This is a genomic window from Planosporangium spinosum (assembly GCF_049999945.1).
Taxonomy (GTDB): domain Bacteria; phylum Actinomycetota; class Actinomycetes; order Mycobacteriales; family Micromonosporaceae; genus Planosporangium; species Planosporangium spinosum.
The window spans coordinates 44,005-60,040 of record NZ_JBLYUB010000036.1; the positions used below are offsets into that span (position 1 = coordinate 44,005).

Here is a 16,036-nt window from a genome sequence, read left to right on the forward strand (position 1 = left end):
ACCGTGACACCGCATTCACACCCCGTGTGAATGCGGCTCAGCCCTTCCGACAGCTTGATCGCGTTCGTAACCTGCGAGGCATGGCCACTGAGCCGAACCTGCTGCTCGACGCCTTGATCGAGCAGGCAGGGTTGTCTCATGCGGGATTCGCCGCCCGGTTGAACACCTGCGGTGAGTCGTTGGGCCTTCGGTACGACCACGCTTCCGTCGCCCGGTGGATTCGCGATCACGCAATCCCCCGCTCACCCGTGCCGAGCATGATCTGCGAGGTCCTCGGCGAGCGGCTCGGCGTGCGCCTGACTCTCGCCGACATCGGCATGGACCGCCGGGCAACAGCGGGTTCCAACGTGCCCCTGAACCGCGCTGTTGACCAAGCGACAGCACTCTGGCGCGGCGACCTAACGCGATCGGCCGATGGCGTAGCTACGAAGTTGTTGACCGGCTCGGACGCCGTCGCACCAGTGTGGGACTGGGAGAACCCACCCGACGACCGAGACGTTTCCCGGCCCGGCCACCGTCCGGTGAGCATGGCTGACGTCCAACGTCTTCGGGCCGCCCGCGACAGGTACCAGGAGATGTACCGGCGCGTCGGCGGGGTTCCGGTGCGCCCACGGATCGTGCACCTGCTTCACAGCGTGGGCGGGCCGTTGCTACGGGCGGCTTACGACAACGCGGTAGGACGCGATCTGTATCGAGCCGTCGGAGGCCTGGCCGCGCTCGCCGGAGTGTGCGCGTACGACGCCGACCAGCAGCCGCTGGCGCAACGCCACCTCCACCATGCGCTGAGGCTGGCCAAGGCATCGGGTGACCGCGGGTTCGGCGGATACATCGTGGCGCTGCTCGCGACCCAGTCCCTACACGTCGGTGAGTACCGCCTGGTCGTGCAATATGCCCAGACGGCACTGCGCGCCGCCGGGAGCCAGCTCACTCCCGCCCTGACCGCTGATCTGCACACACTCGCGGCCAAGGCGTACGCCCGGATGCATGATTCTGCCGGCTGCCACGAACACATGCGCCTGTCGGAGAAGACGGCCATACGCATCGACCCCCACGGCGAACCGGCCGAGGTCAGCTACGTACAGCCCGGTCTCGTCGAGTGCCAACACGCCGAAGCGCTGCGCCGACTCGGTGACCTGTCCACTGCCCAAACTCTTGCCGAGGAATCGGTCCGCACCCTTGATGCGATCCACCTCCGCGGTCGAGTGCACCGTCTGGCTGGGCTGGCGCTGATCCTTACCGCCCGCGGTGACGTCGACCGTAGTGCCCACATCGCCGGCCAGATGCTCGACAACGCCGACGGCATGGAGTCAGGACGCATACGTGACCGGGTCGCCACCGTCGTGAATGCGCTGAAGCCACACGCCGCCGAGCCGTCCGTGGCCGAAGTCCTGCGCCGCTACCGCTACCACGCCGGTTATGAAGGGGTCGCTTGATGAGCACGTGGAAGGTCGGAGACGAACGGACGCTCTACAGTGACCAGTGGGTTCACGTCGCTACTTGTGATGTCGAGCTACCGGACGGTCGCCACCTCGACCACCGCATGATCCGAACCGCGGCCGGAGCCGGCGCCGTCGTCGTCAGCGGCGGTCAGGTGCTGCTGTTGTGGCGGCACCGGCACATCACCGACACCTACGGCTGGGAGATCCCGATCGGCGGCATCAGCGCCGGCGAGGACCCGGTCGTAGCCGCAGCCAGAGAGGTCGAAGAGGAGACCGGCTGGCGACCTGGCCCACTCCGGCCGCTGGTCTACACCCAGCCCTCACCAGGTCTGATGACCTCGCAGCACCACATCTTCCAGGCCGACAGCGCCACCTACATCGGTCCACCCGTCGACGGCTTCGAGTCCGAACGCGTCGAGTGGGTACCGCTCGCAGATGTGCGGCGCCTGATCGACGAGCGGCACATCGTCTCCGGCACGACGCTCGTTGCGCTGCTGTACGTGCTGGCCAGCGAGCCGGTGGGCGGTACGCGTTGACCAGTGCAGTGATGCGGGGCTGCTCGTGCTATTCGCGCCTCGCCGAGGTCGGGTGGACAGGTGACGCCAATTTGATCTGCGCGTGTCGGCGTGGCGTCGTTGATCCGAACCAGGTTTTCGGTAGGACTATCGGCATGGCTGGCAATCGCCGAGGGCGGATGAACAAGGGGCCTCGCCACGCGCAGACGGTCCGCTTCCCGCTGGAGCACTTCGAGTACTACGCCAAGCAGGCTCAGGCGCTGCGGATCCCGGTGGGTGACTTCGTGGCCTACCGGATCGCGGTGTGCGAAGACCTGAAGATCCCTGGCGCGGTGATCATGGCACACCCGGGCCTGCTCGACCTCCTACCTGCTCATCGGCGGGAGGAAGCGCTACGGGAGAACCCGGGGCTGGCCGCAAGGTACGAGGCGCTGATCGGCGCCGCTGACTCGACGCAGCTGGAGATGCAGGTCGCCTAAGACGTCCGCGCCGTAGGACGGCGCCCGCACAACTTCATAGACACCAGAGACGGCGGCCCCGGGCCGTTTGCTTGCCGGCTTCAACCCGTGGACCGCCGTCGTAACCACCTGCGACTAGTTCGTGGGCCTCTTTGCGTGAGGACCTATGAGACTGAGTACGCGGGCGGGACGCTTGCGTCCTTCTGCTCGCATGGTAGCGGGGCAACCGGACGAAAGCATCGGCTGGTCAAGGGGTGTGGCAAATTTCCTTGCACCCCCTTCGGTTATGCCCTGCTTTTCGGCTTTTTATGCCTCGAGTTTCGGACATCGCACCGTCGGTCCGCCCGGTGACGGCGTGGAGTACTCGCGGGCGGCGCCGTGCTGCCCACGGTGCCTGGCTCGGGTGGCCCGGTGAGCGCGTCCGTGTTCGTCGACGTCGAGACGACCCGCGCGGGCCAGCTGCGCGTCGCGCTGCCGGAGATGGTGCGCCGACCGTACGCGACGGGGCAGCAGGTGCGGTGCGTGCGGTGCGTCGAACACGGTGTCGACCGGTTGGGCGTGTCCCGGGACGGGCCGGGGTCGCCGGCGTTGTGCCTGCCGTGCTGGCGCAGCCTGCGGGAGCAGCGGCTGCGCCGCGAGCGCCGGGAGTTCGTCGAGCTGGTGTGGGAGGGTATCGGCGAGGCCCAGTCCGCCGCGGCGTGCCAGGCCTGCGGCGCTCCGGAGCCGGTGCCGGACTGCTGGCTGTGCGGGTACTCCTGGCTGGCTGAGGCCCGCGCGCAGTTCGAGCGCGACCAGGCGGCGGCCGCGGCCGCCGAGGCGGCCGAGTGCGCGCGGATCGCCGCACGGACCGAGGCGGAGGCCTGGGTCGCTGACGTGGCCGGGTGGGTCGAGCGGTTGCAGGCGACGCTGACGGCGTACGTCGCTGGCGGTGGCCGGGGCCGGGCGGTGGAGCTGGTGGCCGATCTGCTGGCTCGTCAGGCCGCGGCGCGGTCGAGTGCGCGGGGGCGGCCCAGCGTGCTGGCGCGGGTCGGGGCAGTGCTGGCCGTCGACAGTGACTGGCGATCGGGGCGGCGGGCGATGCCGGGCCGGGAGCGCACCGCGGAGCTGGCCGGATGCTCGGCGCGGGCGGTGTCATCGGCGTGGCGGCAGGCCGAGGCGCTGGGCTGGGCGACGCGGACGGGTACCGGGGGGCGGCTGTCGCTGGCCGAGCGGGTGGCCACCGGCCGGGCCAACAGCCGTTCGCAGTGGGACCTCGCGCCGCTGCACCGTGGTGACCCGACGGCCCGGGAGGGCCACCTGCAGACGGCGCTGGAGTTGCTGGGCGAGCTGCTGGAGCACGCTCTGGACGTGCTCGGCCGGGCGCAGGGCACCCTCGACGAGCTGCGCGCCCGTACCGGGAGGTGGACGGACTGGCCGGAGCGAGCCCGCCGGGCGCGGCTGCGCCAAGCCGTCGCCCAGACCCGGACCCGGATCACCACGCTGATGACCGCCGACCAGGCCACGAATATTTGCACCCCCCACATGGTGTCTACAGGTATGAGTACTTGTTCCTGTTCGTACTGGGGTTTGCGGTTCTCTCCGCACATCATGATCCACTCTGAACGATGCGCGGTACGGCCGCGCGGCGGCCGGGGGAAGATCGGCGCTTCGCGCTCAACAACTAGAGGGGGTCGGCGTGATCTTGATGGTGCGAGTGGTCGTAGGTCACCACGCCTAACGCGTCCTAGGACGCCTGACCGGTGGGGACGGCGACCACAGCCCCGTCCCCGACCTGCGTGGGCATGCTGGGCCACCCATCTCGCCCGTGAACTGGTCAAACTCTGGCCATGGCTGGCTCGGGTACCGCGGCCGCGGGTGGTGGCCACGCTGGGGGCCCGGCTCGGTCCGGACTGGACCGCGACCACGCTGGCCCGGTGGGTGACCGACCAGCGGGCCCGGCCGGTACTGGCCGACCCGGTCGCCCCCTTGGCCTACCTGCGCGCACTGCTCGACAACGCGCTCGCCGGCGCCGTCACGCCGCCACACCCGGCACGAACGCATGACGAGCACCGCCGCCAGGTCGCCGCGGCCGCCGGCGCCCAGCAGATGGCCGGACACGCCCGACTGCGCGCCGAGTTCAACGCCCGCGACGACGCCGCGGCGGCCGCCACCGGGGCCGGCCGGGCCGCCGCCCGGGCGGAGCTGGCCCGCATCGCCACCCGCCGCGCCGAGCGGCGGTCTCCGCTCGCTGACTGTGACTGGCCCGAGGTCGCGCAGCCCGGCAGCGGCCCGCCCGGTGCCGTCCGGAATGCCGGCGCCGGCTCGCATGATAGTGCTTCACCATCGACTGTCCATCGCTGACGCATCCCAGACGCTCTCAGGCTGATGTTCTCCGCAATAGAGTCGGCAAGATCGTATAGTAAATAGTTTCCGGAAACAGATACTTAATAAATGTAACTAGAAACTATATCTGTGGTAGGGTGAGGGTATGACGGAAACCTCCGAGGCGGGCCTGGTGGAGCGCGAGTGCGCCCACTGCGGCCAGCCGTTCAGCTATCCGCGCGGCGCGCACCGGCCGCCGAAGTACTGCTCGCGGGTGTGGCCGGAGGCGCCACGGACCTGCCAGGCCCGGGCCAAGGCTCGACGCATGGCTAACCGGGCCGCCGGGCTGGATGCGCCGCTGGAGACCATGCGCGAGGACTCCAGCCAGGTACTGCCGCAGATCGAGGCCCTGCGCGAGGTGCTGGACAGCTACGCCGCCGGCGTACGTGGAGTCGAGGAGGCGGCGCTGCGCCGTGCCGCCGATGCCGAACGCGAGATGCAGGAGGCCGTCGACCGCGCCGAGGCCGAGGCTCAGGCACGTCAGCGCGCCGAGCGTGCCGCCCAGATTGCCGAGCAGGCCCGCGCCGAGGCTGTCGAGGCCCGCCGGGTCGCCGAGCGCATGGCCCGTGACGCCGAGCGCGAGGCCGAGGAGCGTGTCTCCGCCGCATGGCGCACCACTCTGGAGCACGAGGCCGCCCGAGCGGCCTCGGAGACCAAGGCCGCTGAGCAGACCACCGCCGCGACGCACGCCATTGAGGCCCGCCGCGCCGCCGAGCAGAAACTGCGCGATACCGCCGCCCGCAATGCCGAGCTGGACAAGCAGCTCGCTGTCACCCGCGCACAACTCCAGGCCGCCGAACGGTCCCGCGACGAGGCCACCGCTCGTGCCGACCGGCTCGACATCATCCTGACCACCATCACGGCCGAGCGCGACGCCGCCCGCGCCGACGTCGAGCGGCAGGCCGCCGAACTCACCGAACTACGCACCCAGCGCGAAGCTGACCGGGCCACCCTCACTCAAACCCGCGAACAGCTCGCCGCCACCACCGCCCGTGCCGATGCCGCCGGCGCCGAGCTGGCCACCTCCCGCACCACCGTTGACCAGATACGTGCCGCGCTTGAGGAAGCACGTACCGCGGCGGCCGCCGCAGGCGCCACCGCCCGCGCGGAACGTGAACGCGCCGAACGCGCCGAGACCCGCGTCGACGAATTGCGCACCACCCTGGACGAGACCCTCGCCGGTCGCAAATTCGGTAGGCGCGCGGATTCTGGTTCCAGCGAGCAAGGCTGAGTGGCCTCCGCTGGTACTCCCCCACTGCTGCCGCGCCATTCCGATCCGACCAGAAGTGACAGCGGCGGGCCCGGAGCGAGTACTCCGGGCCCGCCGCTCTCGGTCTACAGGTGTTCCTGTTGCAGAAGGTCGATCAGCGCCTTCAGATCGTCTGGATGTAGTTCCGCTCGTAGAGCTACCGCGATCTTCTCCGGTGTCCCGCCCAGACGGCGGATCGCGACTGCCGCGGGTGATCGCCGAGTTCCCGTGGCGCCATCAGGGCTCGGAGATGGCGGCTCCTCCGTGGGGGCGTCGCCGCGGCCGGACCGATTAACCGCGGTTAACTGCGCTTGCTCCTGCTGCCGCTTCCACTCCCCCAGCTGCTCCTCCGGTGCGAATTTCGCTCCGATGTCGCGCGCGACCCGGATCGGAAGTTCGCCGGTGCGGACCAGGGCCTGCATCTCGGGTGTCAGCTTGAGCAGATTCAACCGCTGGCTCACCCATGCCGGCGTCTTCGCGAGCTGCGCTGCGGCATCCTTGCCGCTGCCGCACTCCTGAACCAGCAGTTGGACTGCCTGTGCTTCTTCGATCGGGTCATAGTCTTCGCGGTCGATATTCTCGGCCGCCGTGGCGGCGACGAAGCTCGACCGCGAGGCCGCCAGGTGATCCTTAACCGCGATGTCGAGCGTGGTAAGCCCGGCCTCGATAGCAGCGGCGCGCCGCCTGGCGCCGGTGACCTGGACGTACGTGGCCGTACCAATGGTGGTGCTGAACTCCGGAAAGGCTGTCAGGAACGCGCCTCGGCTGACCACAGCGCAGGGCTGTAGCTGACCGTGTACCCGCAACGACTCGGCAATCTTGGTGATCTTCGTGGGATCGGTCTTCACGTCGCGGGTGTTGAGCGGGTTCGGTGCGACCTGGTCGACCCGGATGCTTCGCGGTGTGGTGTCGGCGAAGCTCGGTACTCGCGCTTCGGGGAGGACTGGGTCGTCCGCGAGGGAAGACAGGTTGACGCGGCGCCCCATGTCACGCATCCAGAGAAGCGGAGGTGGTGGCGAACTGCGGCGTTACCTGGCCCCCGTAGCCGAGCTCGAGGGCCAGGCGGAAGAAGTCCTCGCGGGCTTCCATCGCCACCCGGTTCTTCGGATACTGGGTCACTACCACCCCGTCCGCGCTCGCCCTTGTGTGGATCTTGTAGCGGCGAACGACCGTGTTGCACATCGGCCACCGCTTCCGGGCGATGTACTGCGCCGTCTGCTGAAGGTCGGGCAGGCCGTCTCGGGGATCCCAGGAGTTGACGACCACTCGGTACGGAATTCCCCGAGGAGTAAGCACCTGCTCGATGGTGCGAGAGGTCGGGTCGTAGCACAGAGGTTCGGGCAGCATGGGCACAACAACGTCGTCGCATTCGTCGAGAGCTGCCTGCAGGATGTTCTCATCCTCGAGTGAGCCCGGCGTGTCCACGAAGATGTGCTGGTAGTCCAACTGCTTCAGCCGCCGGAGATCCCGAGGGTTCTCCACCTGAGCGAAGTCGAAGGGCAGACCGCCCTGCTGCTCCACCCGCCGCGACCACCATACGGAAGAGGCTTGCGGGTCGGTCGACGCGACCAGTACCGGGCTCTGAGGGTCACCGGCCGGCGCCTGCTCTGCCACCTGGCGGAAGATCGGCTCTGGGTTGACCAGGACGTCGTAGGTAACGGCGGCCAGATTCACGGCCAGCGTGGTCTTGCCGACGCCGCCCTTCTGGTTCACCAGTGCATGGACCAAGGCAGGCATGTAGAACTCTCCGTTCCGTCTGCTTCCCGGGCGTGCCCCGGTACTTCGGATACGGCCATGCTATGGGCTCGATACCTGCTGACGTGGCCGGCTCGCCGACTTCGTTAACCGCGGTTAATCACCTGGTGGCCCGGTGTCAGGGGGATGAGGCGCAGAGGAACGATTAACCGCGGTTAACGCGTTCAGTGGGAGCCTCGCTGGTCACTTGGTGTACAGCGCGGCCAGCCGGTGTGCGGGTGACTGATCGAGTGTGCTGCGGCTGCGATCGTAGCGACGGGTAGTCCGGGGATCGGCGTGGCCGAGGAAGTCCTGTACGTCGAGTAGTGGCGCGCCGTTGTCGAGGGCGGCGGTAGCGGCGGCGTGGCGCAGACTGTGCGGACTGATGCGGTCGGCGGCGGGTAGCCCGGCAGCGTGGGCCAAGCGGCGCACAGTGGCGAACACGTGCGCCTGAGTCAATGGCTTCCCGCCAGATGTCCGCAATAGCAGGCCGGTGATGGGCACGCTGGCGAGCTGCTCGGCCGTCGCGCCTTTGATCCGGGCGTACTCCTGGTTGCGGTGCGGGGCGACGACCCGTTCAGCCATGCGGTAGGCGTCTGTCGGGGCGTAGCCCCGACTTTGGTAGGTCCGTGTCGCTTTCTGGAGCTTGTCGGTGTAGAACCGCTCGGCGGCGGCACGGTCTATGGCGCGCCGGCGATCGGCCAGGTACGCGTCGAGCAACCGGACGAGAGCGGGAGGGAGGGGCAGTTCGCGGCAGCGGCGGCCCTTGCCGTTGATGACCACGGTGCGGTGCCCGCCACTGGTCCGCAGGTTCTCGCAGTGCAGGGCGATCGCCTCGCCGACACGTAGCCCGAGGTAGGCGAGGAAAGCGATAAGGACCCGGTCGCGGTCGGCGGCGTCGACCGCCTGGGATGTGTAGCGCGGGTAGCCGCGGCAGTGGCTGATCCGGGTGGCGAGCGCGTTGTCGGCGGCGCGCATCAGCGCGCGGACTTCGGCGACGGTCAGTCCGACGGTGGGGGAGAAGTCCCGGTCGACCGGCTCTCGGCCGACCCCGGTGACTGGGTTGCGCACCGCGATGTCCGCGTTGAGAAGGTAGCGGTACCAGCTCGACAAGGTGGCCAGCCGCCGGTTGAGGGTGGCCGGGCTTGGCGCCGGCTTCGCAGCGCGCAACGCGGCGAGGTAGGTGTCGACGTCGAGGCGGGTGACTTCCAGCGGGTCTAGGCTGCGGGCGTCGAGCCAGGTCAGGTAGTGGTCGAGATCGTGAAAGTACGCCCGGTAGGTGTGGGCCGACCGGCGCGAGGCCAGCCACGCGCCGGTAGTGGCGATGGGGTCCCAGCGGGTACCGGGGCGGCCGGCCGGCAGTGGCAGCTTCTCGACGTCGTCCGCGATTTCCTCGATGAGGAAGACGGCCTTCTCGGTGGCGGCCTCGGGAGGGGTGGTGTCGGAGCGCATCCCGCGTCGCGCTGGTCGGGTCCGCTGGCGCGCGGCAGTCGGCGGGGCGGCGACCGGTGTGGATGGGATGAGGGCGCCCAGGCCGACGCCGAGCCCACCGCGGCGGCGTGGGTCAGAAGTCTGGGGCGGGGTGGTCACGGCCGCCAGCCTATGGCTCCTCCCGGTTGAGAATAGCGATTATCACTATAGTGTCGCACTGACGGGCCACTCTCTTCCGCGACGCCCGAACCGGGTCGTCAACCATCGAGAAGGGATCGTGATGACCTCGCCCGCCACCACCCCGACCGGCACCTCCCGCGCCGTCTGGGCCGCGATCATCCTGTTGACCGCGCTGCCTATCGGAGCCGCCGCTGGCCTGCTGTCGCACGCCGGCGGCGTGCCCGTACCGCTGGCCGTCGTCGCCGGCGGCGGAGCCTTCGGTGGCACCGCCGGTCTGTTGCTGGCCTTGGCGCACTTCCTCACCGACAACCGTGTGTAGAAGGCCGGTCATCGACGGGTACGACGAGCCCGGCGTTCCGCGGCGTCCAGGGCTGGGCCGTCTTCGGGGTGCTCCCCCTTGCGCCCGGTCGGCCAGAGCAGCACCAACACGGCGTACGCGGCGCGGCGACGTGTGGGCCGCCGAGAGAACACCGCGGTGCACGACATGACCACGATGAGCCCCAGGTACACGCCAGCGAGGACGGCGAGCACCGGTCCGGCGACGCCGGGCAGAGAGGCCAGGAAAGCCACTGCAACTCCGTCAGCTGCTGAAACCCTCCGCGCTGACGGGGCGGCTTACCGCAGCGGACGGTGCCGGACTCGAAGATCACTCTTCGACCCGTTGCGCCCCGGAGTTCTTCGGTGTGACCGGGGGCGACACCATCGCTGCGTGCCTTTCGCGGTCGCGAGCCGCGCGCCGGCCTGGAAACCGGGAAGGCGTACACGTCGATGATGACACAGGGGGTGCGGCGAGCATGGAATCACCGCGCCGGCCGGGATCTGTTCAGACATGCACGGCCTCGGGATCAGCGGCGAGCACGTCCACGTCGGCACGTGACAGGCCTGTAGGTCGGCAAGAACGAAAAGGCTCCCCAGGTTCCCGGGGAGCCTTCCGGTGGTGCCACACTGAGGTGAGTCTTACCTGCCTACGGTTCCTGCTTCGGCAAGAGTCGATCGAAGAAGTCCGCGAACGCCTCCCGGTCGTCGTCGGTCAGGTGGCCGTCCATGTCGACTGCGGTGTGCAAGGTGTCCGCTGTGGTGCCTCGAGGAATATCGAGTTCCCGTTCGGCCTGGCCGATCGTTTCGGCAAGCATCGCATGCGCGACGGCTGGGTCGTGCCGTATGTACCAGGCCAGCATCCGGGCGATGGCCGGGGTCAGACCGTAGGAGTGGTCGTTGTCGGGGTCGTCGGCTCCGACGAACCGGTGGAGTTCACGGGTCGCGGTCTGTTGACCGCTGAGGTCACCGAGGATCGCGTAGCGGATCGTGGTCGCCAGCTGTGTCATTGGCACGATCTGGTCCAAGTGGCCGGCGACTTGCCAGCCGAGCCCTTCGGCGACCTCACGAATGGCCGGTTCGGTGCGCCAACGCAGTGCCCACCGTCGGCGGAAGGCCGGCTTCTCCCACAGTTCGAGCAGGAACTTGCGGCTGAACCGCTGCCACAGCTCCGCCGTTCCGCGCGGCAGGTTGACCTCGCCGCGTTGCGCGCTCATCGTCGAGGCGATCGCGTCTGGGTCCTGCTGGCGGGCCTCGGCGTACTCCTCTGCGACCGGCCGGGACCACAGGTTACGGCCGGTGACAGTGGCCTGCGGGAGCGGGATGTCGTTCTCGCCGCGCGCCAGGTACGCGCGCAGGGTGGAGGCGGCCACCCCGGCGATCTGGGCCAGCTCGGCCACGCCCACGAGCTGGTCGGCGGCGAGTTCTGGCGCGGTCAGGCTGATCACGCACCGGTCGAGGGCCTGGCCGCCCCGTTCGACGTGCCCGGCGGTCCACAGCGCGAGATGGTCGGCCCACCTTCCCACCAGCGGCTGCGCGGAGTCGACGTCGATGATCGAGAGTACCTGCGCACGAGCCGGATCTCCGGCCACCGCCCGCAGATCCGCAGCGGTCACCGTTGTCGCCGCCGGCACTGCCCGGCGCACGTACGTCTCACCGGCGGCGTCCCAGACCTGCGCCGGCCGGTACCAGGTCTGGCCGTCCCACCAGTAGCCGCCCGCCCTGAACAGCAGTGCGGGCCCCCAGTACGCCATGTACGCCGATGCGGCATCCCCGTCGGCGTAGAGCACGACCGACCGGCCGTGCTCCGGGTGCCACCGCACGCACCAAGCCAGGTCGGTGCGCACTGGGTCGGTGGTAAACGCCACCCAGCCGCCGTTGTGGATCTGGTCCTCCCGTCCCCACATGCCGGGTGACTTCTTTCGACCGATCCGCTCGATGGCGACCGGGTCATCGACCGGGATGTGCGTGTCGTCCACGAAGGGTAGTTCCGGGAGCGGGTGGTCCGTGCGCATCCCGTTCGCGACCGCTCGCCACGTATACCTGTACTGCACGCTGTACTCCTCTGCGTATTACGCTGTAGATAAGTACAGCATAGGCGCTGATAAGATCGTCATCGAGGGAGAATTGACATCCGCCGCTAGGACGATGGCATCAGTGCGCATGACGACAGCCAGCCTGACCGCGACGGCGTGACCGATGCCCCGTTGCCTGACTGGGTAGTACGCGTACGTCAAGGTGTGCGGCATGCACGCACTTCTCGCTGCCCTGGGTCAGCCGGGCGTGGCCGCCGTGGTCGCCGGCGCCTTGACTGGCACCTTCGCGTTGTCAGGTGTGGGCTCACCCAGTGGTTCACCGTGCGGCAGCAAACGCGCCCGTCGGCGGGAGGACAACAACAAGATCGAGGCGGCAGTTGCCGAGCTGGTTAGCACGGTGATCGATCTGCAGGACGCGCTCGGCGCCCTCATCCGGGTGACGCGGGCCCGGCTACAGCCGTCTGAACGGATCCGGTGGCGCCGCGTTGGCCGTCGGCGGTCCGAGCAGCGCGCCGCAGTGACGGCGTCGGCAGGCGCTGCACCAAAGCCTCGCCATCGGCCTGACAAATGGAATGCGATTGACCCATCGCACTAGGTTCGAGGTGATCGATGCCTGGGGAGGTGGTCCGTTGTGGGGACGGGGCGCGCGTTGACGACGTGCTGGCCCAGCAAACGATCACGGGGTACTACGAGGAGCGTGGCGTGGCCGCGCACAAGGAAGTTGACCGGGGCCAAGGCGCGGGTCCTTGACGCGGAGGTGGATCTCGACCACTGGTTGACGCGCGGCGAGTTGGTGCACTCGACGGACGGTGCGGTGACCCTGTGGCCGGTGACTGCGCACGCCCACGCAGTGGCGCGTGGCGGTGCCGGGCCGACGATGGACACAGGTGCAGGCGTTGCGGAGCTGGTGCGCCGCCCGGGGCATTGATGTGGAAGCCCTTGCCGGGCGAGGCACAGTCGGTGGTAGGCGTCGCCGGTCATCACCCCGTACCGGCGGCGCCGCTGTTATGACCGGGCGGGGCGGTCGCCGGCCGGCCGGCGACCGCTGGTTACTGACCGGGGAATGACATTGGCGCGGGTTCGGTGGAGCCGGTGGAAGCGGGAGTATCGGCGGGGCTGTCCGGGGTCGGTGTGCCGCGGCTGCGACGACGCCGGCCCCCGTTGCCCTCGGCGTCGGGTGCGTCCAGGTTGAGCCGGTTCAGCTCGTCGGGGCTCCAGCCGCCGGCGAGAGCCGCCTGGTACCTGGCGGCGTACTCGGCGTCCGCCGCGTCGGCGAGCGCCCGCAGTCGGTCTCGTTCGTCGCGGGCGACGGCTGCGTCACCGACGAGCGCCGCGCGGGCGCGCAGCATCTCGGTGGCGGCTCGCTCTGCGGAACGGCGGGCCGCGCCGGTACCGCTCTTCCCACTTGCCATATGTGCGCTTCCTCCCCGTGCACGATGTGCAGGTACGGCCGCGAGCCTAACCGCGGTGATCCACCGTTGTGGATGCTGTTTCGCCACCCACTTCCCCGGCCCCAGGGGCACCGCCGAGGAACAGCCAGCGTTGGTGGACGCGGTCAAGGGACGGACGACGTCCGATCGCACAGCGACGCGCCTGCCGCCCTTGACGGCGGCCGCCGGCCGGCTACGGTGGTCGGCCACCCAGGGTGGGAATCCGGCCGCAGCAGCACCGGCTGGGAGGGGGCGTTGGCCGGCAGGCCGCCGCGTTGGTCGGGCGCCATGGTGCCCGGTACGGCCGTGCGTGGTACGGCCATCGCGCACGCGCGATCCTCCGCGCTGCGGAGAGCAAGCTAAAAGTAAACACCGTGTTTTGCGCGCGAGCGCGCAGAGAGAGCCCTATCCGGGCCGGTCGCGTGTGCTCCAGAAGGGACGATGTGGTCGAGCAACAGAGGGTCGGCGCGGTCGTGACGAGCGCGGTGCGGGCTCGCAGACGGCGGCATTCGCCGACACCGCGGCAGCACAAGGTCACCGCGTACTTCAACGATGCTGAGTACGCGGACGTGCTGGCGTTGGCCGGGTCGGCGCGGATGGCGGTGGCCGCGTATGTGGCGGAGGCCAGTCTCGCGCCGATGGCAAGAGATGCCGCGACACCGGCGGTACCGGCTGGGGTGGGGGAGCTGCTGGTCGAGTTGATGGGGGTGCATCGGCAGCTGCGCGGGGCGTGCACGAACCTCAACCAGGCGGTGGCGAAGCTCAACAGCCTGGGGGAGCCGGTGGGGGAGTTGCCGGCGATCGCGGCGTACGTGCGGCGGGTGACGACCGCCGTCGACGAACTGGTGGCGCGGTTCGCGGCGGGGGGCGGGCCGTGATTCCGGACGTGAGTAAGGGCCGGCGGGTGCGCGGTCTGCTGGAATACCTGTGGGGGCCGGGCCGGCGTGACGAGCACGAGAACCCGCGGATCGTGGCCGGCTACGACCTGCCGGAGGTGCTGGCGCCGCCGCAGCACGCGACCGACCCGGCGCGGTGGGATCTGACCGTGCTGGCAGCCAAGCTGGACGCCCCGCAGGTGGCCGCCGGCGAGCGAGGGCTGCGGAAGTACGTATGGCACTGCCCGCTGTCGTTGCCGCCGTACGAGCAGGCTCTCGACGACGCCACCTGGGGGCGGATCGCGCACCGGTTCGTGGAGCTGATGGGGTTCGCCGGCGACGAACAGCGGGCCGGGTGCCGGTGGATCGCGGTGCACCACGGCAAGAGTGTCGGCGGCAACGACCACGTCCACCTGGTCGTCACGCTGGCGACCGAGGAGGGCGCCCCGGTGTGGCTGCGCAGGGACTGGCAGCGCAGCCAGGAGGCGTGCGAGCAGATCGAAACTGAGTTCGGGTTGGGCAAGTGGGTGCGCCGGGACAAGGCGGTTGCCCGGCCGGCGACCACCGAGGCCGAGGTCGAGCGCGGCTACCGGCAGCAGCGCGACCCGGACCGGTTGATCCTGCGCCGGCAGGTCCGCGCGGCCGCGATCGGCGCGCACAGCGAGGCCGAGTGGGTGGCCCGGATGCGGGCCAGTGGGCTGTTGGTCAACCCGTACCGGGACCCGCGCGACCCGGATCGGGTGGTCGGCTACGGGGTGGCCCGCGAGCATCAGCCCAAGGGCGAGCGGGTGTGGTTCAACGCCCGCACGCTCGACGGGGAGCTGTCGCTGCGGCGGATGCGGCAACGGTGGCCGGACGTCACTCCACTGACCTACCGGGAGTGGAAGGAGGCTGCGGAGGCTCCGGCGCGGGCGGTGCGGGCCTTGGCGGACGCGGAACGGATGACGCTGTGGCGCTCCAGCACGGCGGCGCTGTCGCAGGTGACTGCGCGCATGGCGCAGGTGCCGGCGGGCTCGCCGGAGTGGGCGGCGATCGCCCGGGCGAGCGCCGACGTGCTGACCCGGGTGGCGTTGGTGGCCGAGCCGTCCGGGGCCGGTCCGGTATCCAAGGCAGCCGACGCGTTGGCCCGGGCGGCCGCGCCGAGGCGGGCTGAGCCGCCGCCGGTGGCGTCGCAGATCGCGGCCGATCTGGGGCGGGTAGCGGACGCGTTGATGGTGGCCGGCAGCGCCCGGCGCGCCGACGAAGCGGCGATGGTGTTGGCGGTGGTGGTCGCCGCGGCGCGGTTGGTCAGCCAGCTCGCCGAGCTGCGCCGCGCCCAGGAGCGGGTGCACGCGGCGGGCGCGGCGCAGGCCGCCGCGGCCCGGCTGGTGCCGCTGTTGGAGCGGGCCACCCGCCAGGGCGTGCTCGTCGGCACGGCGCCGATGCCCGGCCAGGACCGGACGGAGGCGGCGCCGATGGAGCGGCCGGTACGGCCGCCGACTGCGGTGGACCGACCGGGGCAGGATCGCCGCGACGAACGCGACGGTGCACGGTAGAACATCGGCGACAACGGGGGAGGGGCAGCGGTGACAGACAACGAGATGGCCGAGATCCATCGGCGGGCAAACCAGGCGGTGGTGGCCGGGATCCAGGCGGCCAGCCAGATGGCCGGGGTGCTCATCCAGCTGCGGATCCGGCAGCTGCGGGAGGCGGCCGCCCGAGGGGAGGAGCACGCGCGGCAGACCCGGGCGGCGGTACGGGCCTGGCACGCCGCGGACGCGGCGACGTGGCGGGAGGCGATGCGGCCGGGCTGGTGGCGTACCGCCGGGGCGTCGGACATCACGGCGGTGTGGCGGGCGGCCAGCACCTGGCATCACGTCGACCCGCGTGCGGAGGCGGCCCGGCGGGTGGTGGTCGAGCGGCTCGCCGAGCGTGGGGTCACCGTCGACGTCGACGCCGGGGACCGGCCCGACGACGTGGCCTGGCTGTCGGAGGCGCTCGACCGCGCGGCGGCCCTGGACGAACCCGTCGACG

15 protein-coding genes and 1 pseudogene are annotated in these 16,036 nt (G+C 70.2%); 10 read left to right on the forward strand and 6 right to left on the reverse strand.

Going from position 1 to position 16,036, the window contains the following annotated elements; all coding sequences use genetic code 11:
* Positions 1 to 80 precede the first annotated feature (80 nt).
* From ACNTMW_RS31090 to ACNTMW_RS31110, 5 genes are all read left to right on the forward strand, one after another.
* Complete coding sequence (locus ACNTMW_RS31090; protein ID WP_426637537.1) at positions 81 to 1,433, forward strand: NsdA family TPR-like regulatory protein; 1,353 nt, start codon at positions 81 to 83, stop codon at positions 1,431 to 1,433.
* A gap of 107 nt (positions 1,434 to 1,540) precedes the next feature.
* Complete coding sequence (locus ACNTMW_RS31095) at positions 1,541 to 1,975, forward strand: NUDIX hydrolase (RefSeq protein ID WP_426637539.1); 435 nt, start codon at positions 1,541 to 1,543, stop codon at positions 1,973 to 1,975.
* Positions 1,976 to 2,109: 134 nt separating this feature from the next.
* Positions 2,110 to 2,433, forward strand: coding sequence for a hypothetical protein (locus tag ACNTMW_RS31100; RefSeq protein ID WP_426637540.1), 324 nt, complete (start codon positions 2,110 to 2,112; stop codon positions 2,431 to 2,433).
* Between the two features lie 390 nt (positions 2,434 to 2,823).
* Complete coding sequence (locus tag ACNTMW_RS31105; protein WP_426637541.1) at positions 2,824 to 4,752, forward strand: hypothetical protein; 1,929 nt, start codon at positions 2,824 to 2,826, stop codon at positions 4,750 to 4,752.
* A 127-nt stretch (positions 4,753 to 4,879) separates the two neighbouring features.
* A complete protein-coding gene (locus ACNTMW_RS31110; protein WP_426637542.1) occupies positions 4,880 to 6,004 on the forward strand; it encodes a coiled-coil domain-containing protein in 1,125 nt (374 codons plus the stop codon).
* Positions 6,005 to 6,108: 104 nt separating this feature from the next.
* Here ACNTMW_RS31110 and ACNTMW_RS31115 read toward each other — a convergent pair whose 3' ends face one another.
* The 3 genes from ACNTMW_RS31115 to ACNTMW_RS31125 form a co-directional block, all read right to left on the reverse strand.
* On the reverse strand, positions 6,109 to 7,017 hold the full coding sequence (locus ACNTMW_RS31115; RefSeq protein ID WP_426637543.1) for a ParB/RepB/Spo0J family partition protein: 909 nt from the start codon (positions 7,015 to 7,017) through the stop codon (positions 6,109 to 6,111).
* Positions 7,010 to 7,759, reverse strand: coding sequence for a ParA family protein (locus ACNTMW_RS31120; RefSeq protein ID WP_426637544.1), 750 nt, complete (start codon positions 7,757 to 7,759; stop codon positions 7,010 to 7,012). The genes ACNTMW_RS31115 and ACNTMW_RS31120 overlap by 8 nt, the downstream gene beginning before the upstream one ends.
* Before the next feature lie 201 nt (positions 7,760 to 7,960).
* Positions 7,961 to 9,346, reverse strand: coding sequence for a tyrosine-type recombinase/integrase (locus tag ACNTMW_RS31125; protein WP_426637546.1), 1,386 nt, complete (start codon positions 9,344 to 9,346; stop codon positions 7,961 to 7,963).
* Between the two features lie 118 nt (positions 9,347 to 9,464).
* Between ACNTMW_RS31125 and ACNTMW_RS31130 the strand changes: the two genes are divergently transcribed.
* Positions 9,465 to 9,686, forward strand: coding sequence for a hypothetical protein (locus ACNTMW_RS31130; RefSeq protein WP_426637547.1), 222 nt, complete (start codon positions 9,465 to 9,467; stop codon positions 9,684 to 9,686).
* Positions 9,687 to 9,694: 8 nt separating this feature from the next.
* On the opposite strand, the gene ACNTMW_RS31135 is transcribed toward ACNTMW_RS31130, so the two are convergent.
* Both ACNTMW_RS31135 and ACNTMW_RS31140 read right to left on the reverse strand, forming a co-directional pair.
* Positions 9,695 to 9,937, reverse strand: a complete 243-nt coding sequence (locus ACNTMW_RS31135) for a hypothetical protein (protein ID WP_426637548.1) — start codon at positions 9,935 to 9,937, stop codon at positions 9,695 to 9,697.
* 395 nt (positions 9,938 to 10,332) lie between these two features.
* Positions 10,333 to 11,736 carry a hypothetical protein gene (locus ACNTMW_RS31140; RefSeq protein ID WP_426637549.1) on the reverse strand — a complete coding sequence of 468 codons (1,404 nt, stop codon included), beginning with the start codon at positions 11,734 to 11,736 and terminating at the stop codon, positions 10,333 to 10,335.
* A gap of 193 nt (positions 11,737 to 11,929) precedes the next feature.
* Here ACNTMW_RS31140 and ACNTMW_RS31145 point away from each other — a divergent pair, with 193 nt between their 5' ends.
* Positions 11,930 to 12,313 (forward strand): hypothetical protein, encoded by a 384-nt coding sequence (locus tag ACNTMW_RS31145; protein WP_426637550.1) that lies wholly within the window; start codon positions 11,930 to 11,932, stop codon positions 12,311 to 12,313.
* Positions 12,314 to 12,767: 454 nt separating this feature from the next.
* Here ACNTMW_RS31145 and ACNTMW_RS31150 read toward each other — a convergent pair whose 3' ends face one another.
* Positions 12,768 to 13,130, reverse strand: coding sequence for a hypothetical protein (locus ACNTMW_RS31150; RefSeq protein WP_426637551.1), 363 nt, complete (start codon positions 13,128 to 13,130; stop codon positions 12,768 to 12,770).
* Between the two features lie 503 nt (positions 13,131 to 13,633).
* Here ACNTMW_RS31150 and ACNTMW_RS31155 point away from each other — a divergent pair.
* The 3 genes and pseudogenes from ACNTMW_RS31155 to ACNTMW_RS31165 all read left to right on the forward strand — a co-directional run.
* On the forward strand, positions 13,634 to 14,026 hold the full coding sequence (locus ACNTMW_RS31155) for a hypothetical protein (RefSeq protein ID WP_426637553.1): 393 nt from the start codon (positions 13,634 to 13,636) through the stop codon (positions 14,024 to 14,026).
* Positions 14,027 to 14,034: 8 nt separating this feature from the next.
* The gene (locus ACNTMW_RS31160) at positions 14,035 to 15,558 is read left to right on the forward strand and encodes a relaxase/mobilization nuclease domain-containing protein (RefSeq protein WP_426637554.1); all 1,524 of its coding nucleotides are present in this window, start codon (positions 14,035 to 14,037) and stop codon (positions 15,556 to 15,558) included.
* 30 nt (positions 15,559 to 15,588) lie between these two features.
* Positions 15,589 to 16,036, forward strand: a pseudogene (locus tag ACNTMW_RS31165) (hypothetical protein); the annotation flags it as partial.